General features: G+C 63.9%; 12 protein-coding genes and 1 pseudogene. 6 read left to right on the top strand and 7 right to left on the bottom strand.

Annotated features, from left to right (window positions below):
* The 4 genes and pseudogenes from RTQ46_RS09870 to RTQ46_RS09855 all read left to right on the top strand — a co-directional run.
* Window positions 1-250 (top strand): annotated as a pseudogene (locus RTQ46_RS09870) (FAD-dependent oxidoreductase); the annotation flags it as partial.
* Between the two features lie 101 nt (window positions 251-351).
* Window positions 352-537, top strand: coding sequence for a hypothetical protein (locus tag RTQ46_RS09865; RefSeq protein WP_312436244.1), 186 nt, complete (start codon window positions 352-354; stop codon window positions 535-537).
* Window positions 534-1,823, top strand: coding sequence for a homogentisate 1,2-dioxygenase (hmgA, locus tag RTQ46_RS09860; RefSeq protein WP_312436243.1), 1,290 nt, complete (start codon window positions 534-536; stop codon window positions 1,821-1,823). The genes RTQ46_RS09865 and hmgA overlap by 4 nt, the downstream gene beginning before the upstream one ends.
* Before the next feature lie 232 nt (window positions 1,824-2,055).
* On the top strand, window positions 2,056-4,743 hold the full coding sequence (locus RTQ46_RS09855) for a polysaccharide deacetylase family protein (RefSeq protein WP_312436241.1): 2,688 nt from the start codon (window positions 2,056-2,058) through the stop codon (window positions 4,741-4,743).
* A gap of 91 nt (window positions 4,744-4,834) precedes the next feature.
* Here RTQ46_RS09855 and RTQ46_RS09850 read toward each other — a convergent pair whose 3' ends face one another.
* Window positions 4,835-5,971 (bottom strand): response regulator, encoded by a 1,137-nt coding sequence (locus tag RTQ46_RS09850; RefSeq protein WP_312436240.1) that lies wholly within the window; start codon window positions 5,969-5,971, stop codon window positions 4,835-4,837.
* A 113-nt stretch (window positions 5,972-6,084) separates the two neighbouring features.
* On the opposite strand from RTQ46_RS09850, the gene RTQ46_RS09845 reads away from it, so the two are divergent.
* Together RTQ46_RS09845 and RTQ46_RS09840 are read left to right on the top strand one after the other, a co-directional pair.
* Window positions 6,085-8,157 (top strand): TonB-dependent receptor, encoded by a 2,073-nt coding sequence (locus RTQ46_RS09845; protein WP_312436238.1) that lies wholly within the window; start codon window positions 6,085-6,087, stop codon window positions 8,155-8,157.
* 25 nt (window positions 8,158-8,182) lie between these two features.
* Window positions 8,183-8,728 carry an RNA 2'-phosphotransferase gene (locus tag RTQ46_RS09840; protein WP_312436237.1) on the top strand — a complete coding sequence of 182 codons (546 nt, stop codon included), beginning with the start codon at window positions 8,183-8,185 and terminating at the stop codon, window positions 8,726-8,728.
* Window positions 8,729-8,956: 228 nt separating this feature from the next.
* Here the strand turns inward: RTQ46_RS09840 and RTQ46_RS09835 are convergent, their stop codons facing one another.
* The 6 genes from RTQ46_RS09835 to RTQ46_RS09810 form a co-directional block, all read right to left on the bottom strand.
* Window positions 8,957-9,808: an aldo/keto reductase gene (locus RTQ46_RS09835; protein ID WP_312436235.1), complete on the bottom strand. Its 852-nt coding sequence runs from the start codon at window positions 9,806-9,808 to the stop codon at window positions 8,957-8,959.
* Window positions 9,809-9,929: 121 nt separating this feature from the next.
* The gene (locus tag RTQ46_RS09830) at window positions 9,930-11,099 is read right to left on the bottom strand and encodes a HupE/UreJ family protein (protein ID WP_312436234.1); all 1,170 of its coding nucleotides are present in this window, start codon (window positions 11,097-11,099) and stop codon (window positions 9,930-9,932) included.
* The gene (locus tag RTQ46_RS09825; RefSeq protein ID WP_312436233.1) at window positions 11,096-12,262 is read right to left on the bottom strand and encodes a hypothetical protein; all 1,167 of its coding nucleotides are present in this window, start codon (window positions 12,260-12,262) and stop codon (window positions 11,096-11,098) included. Before RTQ46_RS09825 ends, RTQ46_RS09830 begins: the two co-directional genes overlap by 4 nt.
* A gap of 72 nt (window positions 12,263-12,334) precedes the next feature.
* Entirely contained in the window at window positions 12,335-12,580 is a 246-nt protein-coding gene (locus RTQ46_RS09820) for a hypothetical protein (RefSeq protein ID WP_312436231.1), read from the bottom strand.
* A 10-nt stretch (window positions 12,581-12,590) separates the two neighbouring features.
* Window positions 12,591-14,090: a DUF4331 domain-containing protein gene (locus RTQ46_RS09815; protein ID WP_312436230.1), complete on the bottom strand. Its 1,500-nt coding sequence runs from the start codon at window positions 14,088-14,090 to the stop codon at window positions 12,591-12,593.
* 48 nt (window positions 14,091-14,138) lie between these two features.
* Window positions 14,139-14,478 (bottom strand): hypothetical protein (locus tag RTQ46_RS09810; protein WP_312436228.1); only part of this gene is annotated, 340 nt, incomplete at its 5' end.

The raw sequence follows: 14,478 nt of genomic DNA, 5'->3' as shown, positions 1-14,478 counted from the left end.
GGGGCAGGGCGCGTTTACGGGGCTGTATTTCAGCGAGGACGGCGACGTACCCGCCGAGCTGCTGGCGCTGACCGCAGCGTTGCCGTTGCATCTGGAGGCCGTACCTGCTTCATCGCCGCTGCTTGCGCTGTTCGGCGCACGCGTCGGCAGCCTGTACCTGGTCCGTCCCGATGGGCATGTGATGGGGCGCTGGCATGAAGCAAGGGCAAAATATGTGATTGATGCGCTTTCAGGGGTATTGCTGGATTAAACCCCTACCGTAAATTCCGGGGTCGGACCCTCAGGGTCCGACCCCAGCTGTTCCGCCTTTGGGGTTGAAACAGCAAACACTGCAAGCAGGAGACAAACAGCATGACCGATATCGAACTGGACAATCTGTACACCGAACTGTGCCACACCATGGGCGGCATCGGCGAGCAGCGCGCGCCGCTGTTCCTGGCGCGCTTTGCGCTGCTGGCGATGGGCGCCATCGGCAACGCCGAGGTGGTGCAAGGCCTGCTGCACGACGCGGCCGACGGCATTGGGGACCCGGCATGACGGCCGCCCGCTACCAGAGCGGCTTCGGCAACGAGTTTGCCACCGAAGCGGTGGCCGGCGCCTTGCCGCAGGGCCAGAATTCGCCGCAGCGCGCGCCGCTGGGCCTGTATGCGGAGCAGCTGTCGGGCACGGCGTTTACCGCGCCGCGCGCGCAGAACCGGCGTTCGTGGCTGTACCGCATCCGTCCCAGCAGCCAGCATCCGCCGTTTGCGCGCATGCTCAACAGCCGCATCATCAGCGACTTCCATGCCATGCCGCCGACGCCGCCGAACCAGCTGCGCTGGGACCCGCTGCCGCTGCCGACCGTGCCGACCGACTTTGTCGACGGCCTGGTGACGATGGCCGGCAATGGCAGCGCGGAGACCATGAACGGCTGCGCGATCCACGTGTATGCGGCCAACGCGTCGATGCAGCGCTGCTTTTATTCGGCCGACGGTGAACTGCTGATCGTGCCGCAACAGGGCAGATTGTCGCTTGCCACCGAACTGGGCGTCATCGAACTGGAACCGCAGGAAATTGCCGTTATCCCGCGCGGCGTGCGCTTTCGCGTCGGCCTGCCGGACGGTCAGGCGCGCGGCTATGTGTGCGAAAACTTCGGCACGGCCTTCCGGCTGCCCGACATGGGTCCGATCGGCTCGAACGGGCTGGCCAACGCGCGCGATTTCCTGACGCCCCATGCGGCCTACGAGGACAGCGACGCGCCATGCGAGCTGGTGGCCAAGTTCGGCGGCCACCTGTGGCGCACCGAACTGACCCATTCGCCGCTGGACGTGGTGGCCTGGCATGGCAATTACGCGCCGTACAAGTACGACTTGCGCCGCTTTAACACCATCGGTTCGATCAGCTACGACCATCCTGACCCGTCGATCTTCCTGGTATTGCAGGCGCCCAGCGAGAACCCGCTGTTCGGCAATATCGACTTCGCCATCTTCCCGCCGCGCTGGCTGGCCGCCGAAAACACCTTCCGGCCACCGTGGTTCCACCGCAATGTGGCCAGCGAATTCATGGGCCTGATCCACGGCGTGTACGATGCCAAGGCGGCCGGTTTCGTGCCGGGCGGCGCCAGCCTGCACAACTGCATGTCCGGCCACGGCCCCGATGCGCAGACGTTTGACAAGGCTTCGAGCAGCGACACGTCGACGCCCGTAAAAGTGGGCGACACGATGGCCTTCATGTTCGAGACGCGCACCATCATCCGCCCGACGCCGTTCGCGCTCGATGGGGGATTGCTGCAGGGCGATTATTTTGAATGCTGGCAGGGGTTGCGCAGGCATTTTGAACGGTGAGTGTTGGCGGTAACCATGGTGTCGGATTACGCGCTCACGCGCTAATCCGACCTACGCCGTGACGACCGCAGGGCGGATCAGGCCGCAGGCCGCAATCCGACAACACCAGCGATGCCGCCAATCTTGTCCGTGCCCCGTGGCAATAACGAACCGGCATCTCGCGCTGGCGTGCTCTACAATTACGGATTCAGCAAGTTTTGCAGACATCCGTAGTTGAAGGGAACCCCAAGTCGTGACTTCCAAGCCGATCAAGATCGCCGCCACCGTGGCCGTGGCGCTGGCCGCAGGCGCCGGCATCTATACATTTACCCGTCCGTCCGCCAACGGTGCGCCGTCTGCGCCGGCTGTCGATACAGTCGCAGCAAAGAACGCCGCCGATGTCGCCGCCGTGTCCGCACAGCTGCGCGAGCTGCTGGCCAATTACCGCCGTATCATCGTGCTGCTGGCCGATGACGACAGCCTGGCCGACGGCGCGCGCGAGCAGGGACGCCAGGTAGGGCAGGCGCTGTTCCACGACAACCAGGAACGCATCGCCAGAATCGACGCCATGCTCGACAAATTGATGCTGCCGGCCAATCCGCGCCGCTTCGAGGCAATCGACAGCCTGCTGAGCTATATCGAAGCCGATCCGGGCCTGTACGACGCCGACCGCTTGGCGTTTCGCGAGCTGCTGCAGGGCCTGCTGGCGGATGTGGCCAAAGACGGCTCTTTGCCGGCGATCAAGCTGCACAAGCGCATTTCGGAAGACCTTGATGCGCTGGCCGAGATCGAGCGCAATTATGAAAAGGAAATCCGCCAGATCTTTGGCAACTTGGGCCAGCGCGCGATCGAACTCAAGCGCGAACGCTGGGACGACTATGTGGCGCAGCTGAAAAAGCAGTACAACCGCGAACAGATCCTCAAGGACAACGGCATCGTGGTGCCGTACGCCTCGCCGCCGCCGGGCACCTTGCCCGAGCCGAAGCCGGCCGTGCCAAAAGAGGACGCGGAAATCTTCGGCCTGGCCTTGCCGAAGAAAACCATCGTCCTGAGCTTCGACGACGGTCCGCACCGCCAGTACACGGAAGAAATCAGCGCGATCCTCAAGCAATATGGCGTGCCGGCCGTGTTCTTCAACGTGGGCCGCAACCTGGGCAGCCTCGATGCGCAAGGCAAGGCCAGGCTCAATGCCGGCGCGGAGGTCAGCCGCAAGCTGATGAAAGAGGGCTATGCCGTGGGCAACCACAGCTTCAGCCACGCACAGCTGTCCAAGCAGACCGGGGACAAGCTGAAAGGCGAGATCCTCGGCACGGACACCTTGTTGAAAGCCATCAGCCCGGAGCGCGCCGCATTGTTCCGCTTCCCCTATGGCGCGCGCAACAGCGAAGGCATGGCCGCGCTGGCCGACGCGCATCTGAAATCCGTGATGTGGAATATCGATTCGCTGGACTGGGCCGACCCCGTGCCGAGCTCGATCACCAACCGCGTGCTCGCTTCCGTCGACAAGGCGGGGCGCGGCATTATCCTGTTCCACGACATCCATGAGCGCACCGTGAAAGCGCTGCCGGCCATCCTCGATCGCCTGGTGGCCGAAGGCTATCAGTTCGCCGGCTGGGACGGCACGACGTTCAAATCGGCCAAAGCCGCCGCGCCCACGCCCGAAAAAATTCCTGTTTCCACTGGCTACGGCAATTCCTGGGCGGTGGTGATCGGCATCGACCAGTATGCCAAGTGGCCGAAGTTGCAGTACGCCGTGCGCGACGCCCAGGGCGTGCGCGAGACGCTGATCGACAAGTTCGGCTTTGCGCCCGAGCGCGTGGTGACCTTGAAAAACGCGGAAGCGACGCGCAACAATATCCTGGCCGCCTTCCACGACAAGCTGGCCCATGGCGGCGTGCAGAAGAATGACCGCATCTTTGTCTTCTTTGCCGGCCACGGCGCCACCCGCAAGCTGAGCTCGGGCCGCGACCTCGGCTATATCGTGCCGTTCGATTCCGACCCGGAGCAGTTCGCCACCGACGCGATTGCGATGACGGAAATCCAGAATATCGCCGAAAGCCTGACCGCCAAGCATGCGCTGTTCGTGATGGACGCCTGCTACAGCGGCCTGGGCCTGACACGCGGCGCCGGCAACAGTTCCTTCCTGCGCGACAACGCCAAGCGCATCGGCCGGCAGATGCTGACGGCCGGCGGCGGCGACCAGCTGGTGGCCGATGGCGGCCCGAACGGCCACTCCGTGTTCACGTGGACCTTGCTGCAGGGCCTGGCCGGCAAGGCCGACCTGAATGGCGACGGCCTCATTACCGCCACCGAACTGGCCGCGTACGTGGCGCCGGCCGTCTCCAGCGTGTCGAACCAGACGCCGGCGTTTGGCAGCCTGCCCGGCTCGGAAGGGGGCGACTTCGTGTTCGAGTTGCCGAGCGAAACCGAATTCCTCAGTCCGAACACGACCCAGCTGTCGACCGAAGCGATTGCCCTGAACAGCAAGCTCGACGCCACACCGGCGGCGGCCAGCGTGACGGTCAGGGACCTGCAGGGCGGCGAGCAGAAGATCGTCACGCCGGGCGCGGTGCCGGGCACGGCGCGCCAGCTGGCCCAGCGCGCCAACGACCGCGGCTTGCAGCACTACAAGGAAAAGCAGTACGACCAGGCCGAAGCGCAATTTACGGAAGCACTGAAACTGCGGCCCGATTTTGCGCTGGCGGCCAATAACCTGGGCTTCGTGTTCTACAAGCAGGAAAAATACCGCGAAGCGGCGCGCTGGTTTGAAAACACCGTCAAGATGGACCCGTCGCGCGCAATTGCCTACCTGAACCTGGGCGACGCCTATTTCAAGGCCGGCGATGGCGCCAGGGCCAAGGTGGCCTATAAAACCTACCTGGAACTGGCGCCAACCGCCTCGACGGCGCCGGCCGTACGGCAGAAGATGGAGAAGTTGTAGGCTTGCTGGTGTCGGATTACGCTGCGCTAATCCGACCTACGCCGGGCGTAATCCGACACCATTGCTGGCGTCCAACCCGTCCGCACGAACCTCAATGCTCCTCCACCAGCTTCCTCACTGCCGCCAGCAAGCTGGTACCCGAAGCGGTGATGAACCGCGCACCGGCCGCTTCCGCTGCCTGGCCGTAGCTGGCGACCGTGTCCTTGCTGCAGTAGACAATAATCGGCAGCTCGGGCTTCGCCTGACGTACCTCGCGCACGGTCTGCACGCCCGCATCCTTGACGCGGCGTCCGCCCTCCAGGCGCGCCATGTCGGTAATCAGCAGCGCATACGGCGTTTTTTGCAGCAGCGCCTGTGCCTGGGCCAGCGACTGTGCCAAGTCCACCTTGATGTTTTCGCGCGCCATCTGCTCGACCAGCAAGGTGTTGTTGCGCGGATGGTCGTCCAGCCACAGCACGCGGTTGGCCGGTTTTTGCTCTGCAGGCAGCCCCGTCAGGGCAGCCACTGCCGGCGGACCGTCGTCAGGCGTGCGCGCCAGCAGCAGTCCGGTAACGGCTTCCTGCAGGTCTTCCAGCGACTTCTGCTGCAAACGGCTCAGTTCCGACACCTCGATTTCCTTGCCGCTGTCCAGGCGTACCGAGTCGTTCTTGACCAGGCTGTCGGCCCGTTTGATGATGATCGACAGATAGATGCGCGTGAGCAGGTAGCCGATCAAAAAGCCATGCACGGAAAAAAACAGCATTACGCCGCCGATGATGGCCTGCGCCGTGGGCAGGTCGATATGCAGGCTGGGGGCAATGAAGTCGGCCACGCCATGCGCCGTGCCGGGCAGGCTTTTCAGTTCGATCAGGCCGACGCCGATAATGATCTTGGTCAGCCAATCCGACACTTCCACCAGGTTGGAATTGATTTCCATTGGCGAGGGCGTGCCGGTAAACAGCGTGTTGCTGGCGTTAGGCGGCACTTCCGTTGCGGCAGGCACATCGACTGTTCCCGATGGCACCGTGCGCGGTATGCCAAACAAAAATCCCAGCAGCATGCCGCTGACGCAAAAGCCCAGGCTCCATAACAATGCCGGCACGGCCTGGTAATACGGCGGAAACAGCGCGCCACCGAGTACCGCCAGCAGACCTGCCAGCAAAATTGACAGCAGGATATACGGCAGTACGTCGCGTTTCGGGATGGGTTTGCTTCTGGCCGGCTTGACGGCGCTGTCGGTCGTGTCCATCACCCCTCCCAAAGAACAGATAGTTGAATCCAGAACAGCTGCTTGTTGCGTATATGTCAAAATGGCTGGCGCAGAAAGCGGGCCGTTCTGACATCATAAAAACTGGAGACAACATGCGTTTGAGAAAAAGCAAACTGGCAGTCGCTTGCGCGCTGGCGCTGCTGGCCATGGCCCGCCATGCATCGGCCCAGCAGGACGGCGGCGCCACTGCCGATGAAACGCGCACCGTGCGCGTGGCCGGCCATTACGACAACGCCGTCGGCACCTCGGATGCGGCCAGCCAGGGCGTGATCACGAACGAGCTGATCGTCAACCGGCCCGCCTTGCGCACCGGCGAATTGCTGGAATTCGTGCCCGGCCTGATCGTCACCCAGCATAGCGGCGATGGCAAGGCCAACCAGTATTTCCTGCGCGGCTTCAATCTCGATCACGGCACCGATTTCGCCACCCATGTCGATGGCATGCCCGTCAATATGCGCACGCATGCGCATGGCCACGGTTATTCGGACCTCAATTTCCTGATACCCGAACTGGTGCAGCGCATCGAGTACAAGAAGGGGCCGTATTTTGCCGGCGAGGGCGACTTTGCCTCGGCGGGCGCGGCCCGCATCCGGCTGATGGACAAGCTGCCGCAGGGGCAGGCCAGCCTGTCGGTCGGGCAACACGGCTATCTGCGCGGCGTGGTCGCCGATTCGTTTCCCGCAGCGCAGGGCACGCTGCTGTACGGCCTGGAGCTGAACCGCAACGACGGTCCGTGGGACAGCCCGGAGCGCGTGCGCAAATATAGCGGGCTGCTGCGCTACAGCCAGGGTACGCAGGATGACGGTTTCAACGTCACCGCCATGGCGTATAAAAACAGCTGGAATGCCACCGACCAGGTGCCGCTGCGCGCGGTCGAATCCGGCCTGATCGGCCGCTATGGCGCGCTCGATTCCAGCGATGGCGGCGACACCTCGCGCTACAGCCTGGCTTACGCCATGCGCAAGCGCCTTGACAGCGGCCTGTTCGAATTCGACGCCTATGTGATCCGCTCGCAGCTGGACCTGGCCAGCAATTTCACCTATTTCCTGGCTGATCCGGCGCTGGGCGACCAGTTCCAGCAGAGCGAACGGCGCACGGTGGCCGGCGTGAATGCCAGCGAGAGCTGGAACACGCAGCTGGCCGGTTTTGCCATGCGCAACAAGATCGGCCTGCAGGCGCGCTATGACAGGCTGGCACCGGCCGGCCTGTACAACACGGTCGGCCGCGTCCGGCACGGCACGGTACGCGAAGACCGTGTGCGCGAAGGCAGCGCCGGCCTGTATGCGGAAAACAGCACGCAGTGGCTGCCGTGGTTGCGCTCGGTGGCCGGCCTGCGCCATGACGCCTACCGTTTCAATGTGGCCAGCAGTATCGATGGCAACAGCGGCAAGGCCAGCGACAGCATCACTTCGCCCAAGTTGTCGCTGATCGCTGGCCCGTGGAGCAGGACGGAACTGTTCGCCAACTATGGCAAGGGCTTTCACAGCAACGACGCGCGCGGCACCACGCAGACGCGTTTGCCGGACGGCAGCGCTTCCGAGCCCGTGACGCCGCTGGTGGCCACGCGCGGCATGGAACTGGGCGCGCGTACGGAATGGCTGCCGGGGCTGCAAAGTTCGCTGGCCGTCTGGCGCCTCGATATCGACTCGGAACTGCTGTTCGTGGGCGACGCCGGCGAAACCGAACCGAGCCGCGCCAGCCGCCGCCACGGCGTTGAATGGAACAACCACTATATTGCCGCATCGTGGCTGCTGTTCGACCTGGACCTGGCCGCCTCGCGTTCGCGGTACACGCAGGATGACCCGGCCGGCAACTTCATTCCCGGCTCGATCGACAAGGTGGCCTCGTTCGGCGTGACGCTCACCGACCGGGGACCATGGTCGGCCGCCTTCCAGCTGCGCTATTTCGGTCCGCGTCCGCTGGTGGAAGACAGCAGCGTGCGTTCGGCCTCGACCACGCTGGCGTATGCCCGCCTCGGCTACCAGCTCAATCGCCGGACGCGGCTGTCGCTCGACGTGTTCAACCTGTTCGACAAGCGCGCCAGCGATATCGATTACCACTATGCGTCGCGCCTGCCGGGCGAAGCGGTGGAGGGCGTGGAGGACCGCCACTTTCATCCGGTCGAGCCGAGGTCGGCACGCTTGACGCTGGCGTACGCGTTCTAGGGCCTTGCTTTGCTACACTGCCGAGATGACAGATAAATTAATACAAACCAGCAAATTTCTTTCCCTGATATTGCGCCATGCGCCGGAAACCATCGGCCTGGCGCTGGACGCCAACGGCTGGGCCGAGGTGGACCAGTTGCTGGCCCAGGCGGCCAGCCATGGCAAGGCCATCTCGCGCGAGCAGTTGCACGAGGTGGTGGCAAATGACAGCAAGACGCGCTACGCCTTCAGCGATGATGGCCTGCGCATCCGCGCCAACCAGGGCCATTCGCTGGCCGCCGTCGATATCGGCCTGCCGCCCGCGATCCCGCCCTCAAGGCTGTACCACGGCACGGCCAGCCGCTTTGTCGACGCCATCCGCGAGCAGGGCCTGCGTCCCGGCTCGCGCAACCATGTGCACCTGTCGGCCGCCGAAGACACGGCCGTCACCGTCGGCGCGCGCCACGGCAAGCCGGTGGTGCTGGCGATCGATACGGCCGCCATGCAGGCGCAGGGCCATGTGTTTCATGTGGCGGCCAACGGAGTGTGGCTGGTGGACGCGGTGCCGCCGACGTTTATTGCATTTCCATGATGTGATCTGGCACGGCCAACAATGTTGTCGGATTACGCGGCGCGGCGCGCCGCTAATCCGACCTACGCTGCTGCTTCATTCGGTTCATGGGGTGTGGATGGAAGCGGTGGCGTAGGTCGGATTAGCGCGTCAGCGCGTAATCCGACACCACCAGCGGCGCCAACAATCTTGTCGGATTACGCGGCGCGGCGCACCGCTAATCCGACCTGCGTTGCTGTGCACATCGCTTCAGATATCGAGCTTGCGCTCGCTCATCCATTTGACAATGGCCGGGTCGCGGTGCGAGAAAAAGCTGCTGGCGCCCGTTTCCAGGGTGGCGATGGCGCCCATGTCGGCTTCGTCGAGATCGAAATCGAAGACGGCCAGGTTCTCCAGCATGCGCTCCGGGCGCACGGTCTTGGCCAGCACCGCGATGCCGCGCAGCACCAGATAACGCAGCACGACCTGGCCTGCGGATTTGCCATATTTGCCGGCTATGCCCAGCAGCACGGGATTGCCGAACAGCTGGTTGTGGCCTTCGGCAAACGGCGCCCAGGCCTGCGCCTGCACGCCGTGCTCCTGCATGAATGCCACGCTGTCGGCCTGCTGGTGGAAGGGGTTGACTTCGATCTGGTTGACGGCCGGCGCGATGTCGTTGAAGGCGATGATATCCATCAGGCGGTCGCTCTGGAAGTTGCTCACGCCAATCGCGCGCAGCTTGCCGGCGCGGTACGCATCCTGCATCGCGCGCCAGGAACCGTGTACGTCGCCATACGGCTGGTGGATCAGGAACAGGTCCAGGTAGTCGAGCTGCAAACGGCGCAGCGAGGCGTCGATGGCGTCGCGCGTGCGCTCATAACCCGTATCCTGCACCCACAGCTTGCTGGTGATAAATAATTCCTGTCGCGCCACGCCGCTGTGGCGCAGGCCGTTGCCGACCGCCGCTTCATTCATGTACGAGGCAGCGGTGTCGATCAGGCGGTAACCGGCGCCTATCGCCTCGATCACGCTGCGCTCGCATTCTGCCGGGTCGGGGATCTGGAACACGCCAAAGCCCAGCACGGGCATGGTGATTCCATTGTTCAAGGTGACATGCTGCATTGCCGAGTCCTTTGCCATTGATGGTAATGACAAACAGTGTAGAACCAGCGGCGCCATTTGATTAGCGGCAATAAACGGCATGGACTTATTAGTAAATTTAATAAATGCATGCCGTACCTGCTCAACTTATCAGCTTGATATCGGCGATTCTCTCCACCAGCCAGATCACCGCCACCAGCGCGATCACCAGCGACCCCCAGGTAAACAGCTGGCGGTACAGCCAGCTTTTGCGCAGCCGCCAGGCCAGCGGCAGGAACACGGCGACGATCGCCAGCTGGCCGATCTCCACGCCCGCATTGAAGCCGAACAGGCTGCTGACCAGCGAAGACTGCGGCAGGCCCAGGTCGCGCAGTACGCTGGCAAAGCCGAAGCCGTGGATCAGTCCGAAGACAAAGGCCGCCACCGGCCGCTTGCCGCGGAAGAGGGGAAACAGATTGTTCAGCGCGGCCAGCACCACCGAGGCGGCAATGGCGGACTCGACCCAGCGCGAGGGCAGCGACACCAGCGACAGGCTGGCCAGGGTCAGGGTGATGGAGTGGGCCAGCGTAAACGCGGTGACGACCTTGAGCACATCGATAAACGCATCCTTCAACCCCAGCGGCAGAGACTGGGGTCGTACCCTCAGGGTACGACCCCGGCCTTTCTCATCGGGGGTCAGGTCGTGCAGCAGCACAGCCGGCAGCAACAGCGACAGCAAAAACAGGATGTGGTCGGTGCCGATCCAGATATGCCAGATGCCATGCTTCACGTACGCGCCGAACTGCGCCAGGCGGCTGGGCGACGCCAGCGACAGGCGCTGGCGCGGGCTGTCCGGGTCGAAAATCGCCGTTTGCGTAACGCCGTCGTGCGTGAGTTTCAGCAAGCCCTTGTGCTGGGGGTCGAGATCGGCAAACAGCGTATAGCCGATCTCGAGGCTGGCCGGTGCGCTGCTGCCGGGACAGGTCGCCGTAAAGCGCAGCACGCTGTAGGCGCCGTCCGTATGGTGGTCGATCAGCTGTTCGCCGGCCAGCAAGGAGCAGGCGCCCTGGGCAGTGGAAACCTGGAGGCGCTGCAGCGCATGGGCGGCAATCGCGGCGTGGCGCGCGCTCACCTCGTCCCAGGTCAGGGCGCCATCGCCGTTGCCATCGAGGCCGATGGCGAAATCGAGGTCGCGCAGGGCGATATCCCATTGCCCTTCGATCCTCGAGCCTTGTACGGAGAGAGCCAGATAGCTGTCGCTGGGCTTGTGGGCCTGCGCCGGCGCCAGCCAGGCGCACAGCAGGACGATCAGGACGATCAGGCGCGCGCTCACAGGGCACCTGCCTTGCGTGCCAGCGCCGTCAATGCCACGTCTTCCACCTGATGCGCAGCGATCCAGTCCAGCACCGGTTTGGCCGCCGCCTGGTCGCGCGCCGCCACGGCCGCTTCAAGCAGCACGCGCATGTCGGCCACTTCCTTCTGGATCGCCCAGTTCTGTTGCGCCAGCAGCAAGGCGCCGCGAATATCGCGCTGCAGCGCCAGCGCAAAGCGCGCCTGTTCGCGCTGATGGACGGTGTCGCCGCGCTGCATGGCGGCGTGGAAACGGGCGGCCAGCTCGGCCGTTGCTGCTTTCAATGCCGCTTGCTGACCTGGCGCCATTTGCAAGGCCAGCGCCTGGCGCAGCAGCAGGGCGTCGATGCGCTGCTGATCCTGCACCAGCTTGAGCACTTCCAGCGGCCGTTTCTGGTTCAGCAGAAAGTCGCTGTAGGCGCCCAGCAGGTAGCTGTCGCGGGGATCCTGCGCCAGCGCCTGCTTGAAGCGCGCCTCGGCCAGCGCCGCATCGCCGCGCCGCGCCGCCATTTCGGCCAGCAGGCTCAAGGCCCAGTGTTCGAGCTCGGGCGCGGTGCCGGCGCTGCGCTGGAGGGTGAGGTTCAACAGTTGTTCGCTTTTGGCGGCGCGCCCCGTCATGCCGGCCACGCTGGCGATGCAGGTGACGGTCACCAGTTGCGTGCTCAAGCCCGACAGGCGGGCGCAGCTGGCGGTGGCCTGGTCATAGTTGCCTTGCACGGTCAGCACGGTGGCCCGCGTCAGCCAGGCTTGCGCGTTGGCGGGCTGCTGCGCGATCACGGCGTCGAGATCCTGCAGGGCGGCGGGGAAATGGTGGGTGCTTTGCAAGATGGTGGCGCGCAGCAGGCGCACCGGGGCAGGTGGCGCGGCCAGCTGCCACCAGGGCGCCAGCGCCGCTTGCGCATAGCCAAGATAGCGGGGATCGGTTTCGCTGCGCGACAGGGCGATATAACGCTGCGCCAGGCTGGTGGCCAGCGCCAGGTCCTGCGGATTGCTGCTCAGTTGCGCGCGCAGCGAGCGCAGTGCGGATTGGGTGGCGTCCGCGCGGCGCGGCAGCTGTTCGATCACGGCCTTGCCGTCTTGCGGGATATACGGCGCGGCATGGGCAGCGCCGGCGAGCATGGTGCACAGGAAAAACAGGGTCTTCATCGAAGCGGCTCCATGCCAGATGTGAAAACGGGCCGCAAGAAGCGATTCCTGCGGCCCGTGCATGCCAGTGCCTTACAGCGCGACCGGTTCCTTGTCCTCCGGCGAGGTAGCCATGATGGCGTCGATGCTGACGCCTTCCTTGTCCTCGCTGGTGGTCAGGACAAGATTGCTGACTGCCACATAAAACGTGTCGAGCAAGGCCACTGGTGGCGGATTGACGCCGCCGCTGCCGCTGTCGTCATGGTGGCTGCTGTGTCCGCCACAGCCGGCTACCAGTGCTGCCACGGCCAGCGCGGCCATCAAGCTGAGTTTTTTCATGTCGTACTCCTTACAGTTGTGGCGAACCGGCGATCGGCGTTTTCAGGTAAGGGAAGCCGGCCGTAAACGAGGTTTCGTCGAGGAAGGCACCGTCCGTGAAGTGCAGGGCGCCAGCCGGCGCATCGGCCGGCGCGCAGCCGATATTGAGGGTGCACAGCTTGCCCATCGCCACGCGCAGCACCACGTCGACCACGTCGTCGCCAGGACGGCGGCCGTTCGGGAAGCCCGCATTGTCGCCGCCGATCACGCCCAGGCGGTTTTGCGCGCCCACTGCCGTGGCGGCGATCGAGGTGTTCAGGCGCAGCATTTCCGAGGCCGTCACAGTGGTCGGCTGATTCACGCCCTTGATGCCGGTCAGGAAGGTTGCCACCAGGTCATTGCGCGGGAAGTTGGTCGGCGCCTTGGCGCCAGCCGAGCCGTACAGCACTTCCACCAGCGCCGGCGCGGTGGGATTGGTGACATAGTCGGCAAACTGCGCGTCGCCCGACGGTTTGCTGGCATTGAAGCGATCCTTGTCCTTCAGGCCGATCACCAGTTCGTTCACCAACGGCATGCCGAGGCGCGATACCTGCACCCAGGCGCCGCCTTCTTTCGAGGCGGCGGTGGTGGTGCCCGGCGCAGGGTTGAGCAGGCGGCCCTGGCGCAGGCTGGCCGTGGTCCAGCCGCCGATCACCGGGTCGGCGCCGGCGGTCAGGCACGAGGTCGGCACTTCCATCTCGATGGCGGTGACGTTCTTCTTGGCCAGGTCATCCTTCGCGGCGGACTCCGCATTGGCGGCAAACTCGGTGGCCGGCGCCTTGATGTTGATCAGGTCAAAGGTTTCTCCCAGATTCACGGCGAACGGGTCCTTGCGCTGGCCGACAAACATGCGTGCCGGCGTGGCGCAGCCGGGAATATTGACGGCGTACACATGCTGGGCCGCATAGGCCGCATAGTTCGGTATCGATTTGTTGCCGATATTGTCGACCGGCTTGTCGAAGGTGGTGCCGCCGCCGCTGGCGTTGGTCACCGCCGTGCGCGTGCCGCTGCGCCGGTCGCCGCGCACCACGGTCACGCTGTAGGTTTCGCGCACGTTCAGGCCGGCAGGGTTGACCGAGTCGATGGCGCCGCCATTGATGGCCAGCGGAATCGACACTTTCTTGCCGCCCACGGTGAACTGGGCATCCTTGATGGTATTGGTGAAGCGGAACTGGAAGGTAAGGTCTTCCTTGCCATCGCCATTGTTGTCGATATGGATTTCGTACAGGGCTTGCGGGTCCATGGTGAAATAGTTCGGCCCGCCGTAGGCGTCCTGCAGCGGCACGTAGTCGGCCACCAGCGTGGTATAGGCGCCGCGGCCCGCTTCATAGCTGCGAAACATATAGAAGTCGGTGGCGTCGACCTTGGGGTTTTGCGTAATGAACGGTGCTTCGCGGTGGCTGGAAGCGAAGGCCGATGGCGCACAAGCCAGCGCCAGCAGATTGCCGAGGATGGCGGCGCCCAGTACGGTTTTCGATTGCATTAAAGACATGTCGATTCTCCCTGAATTGTTATACGCAAGAGCATTACTTTCATGGAACTACAGAGCTGCCTGACTTGTACGGATGACAATCGTGATTGGATTCAAATTCTTGCAATTTTTTTCGGGAAGAATCGGCGTCCATCGGTTTCCGGGAGCTGGCAGGCGTCCAGCCAATCTACGCGTTTCTTTTGGTGCAACAAAAATAAATATGGCGGAGACAAAAAATAATGGCAGGCTGGCCATGGTTGAAGCCGGGAAGGATTGCTGCGAGGGGCGTGAAGGAAACAGTGGCACGGCAGGAGCGCGGCGCAGCCGGTGGGAATGCGTGAGTTTGTCGCTACGGTCTCGATAGGCAGGGCCAGGAGCCGCGTCAGCCGCGCCTCGCCCGGTGTACACT

It is taken from the genome of Janthinobacterium sp. (genome assembly GCF_031995485.1).
Classification (GTDB): domain Bacteria; phylum Pseudomonadota; class Gammaproteobacteria; order Burkholderiales; family Burkholderiaceae_D; genus Janthinobacterium.
The sequence above is the reverse complement of the archived record's forward strand: the minus strand, read 5'-3'. Positions and strand labels throughout refer to the sequence as shown.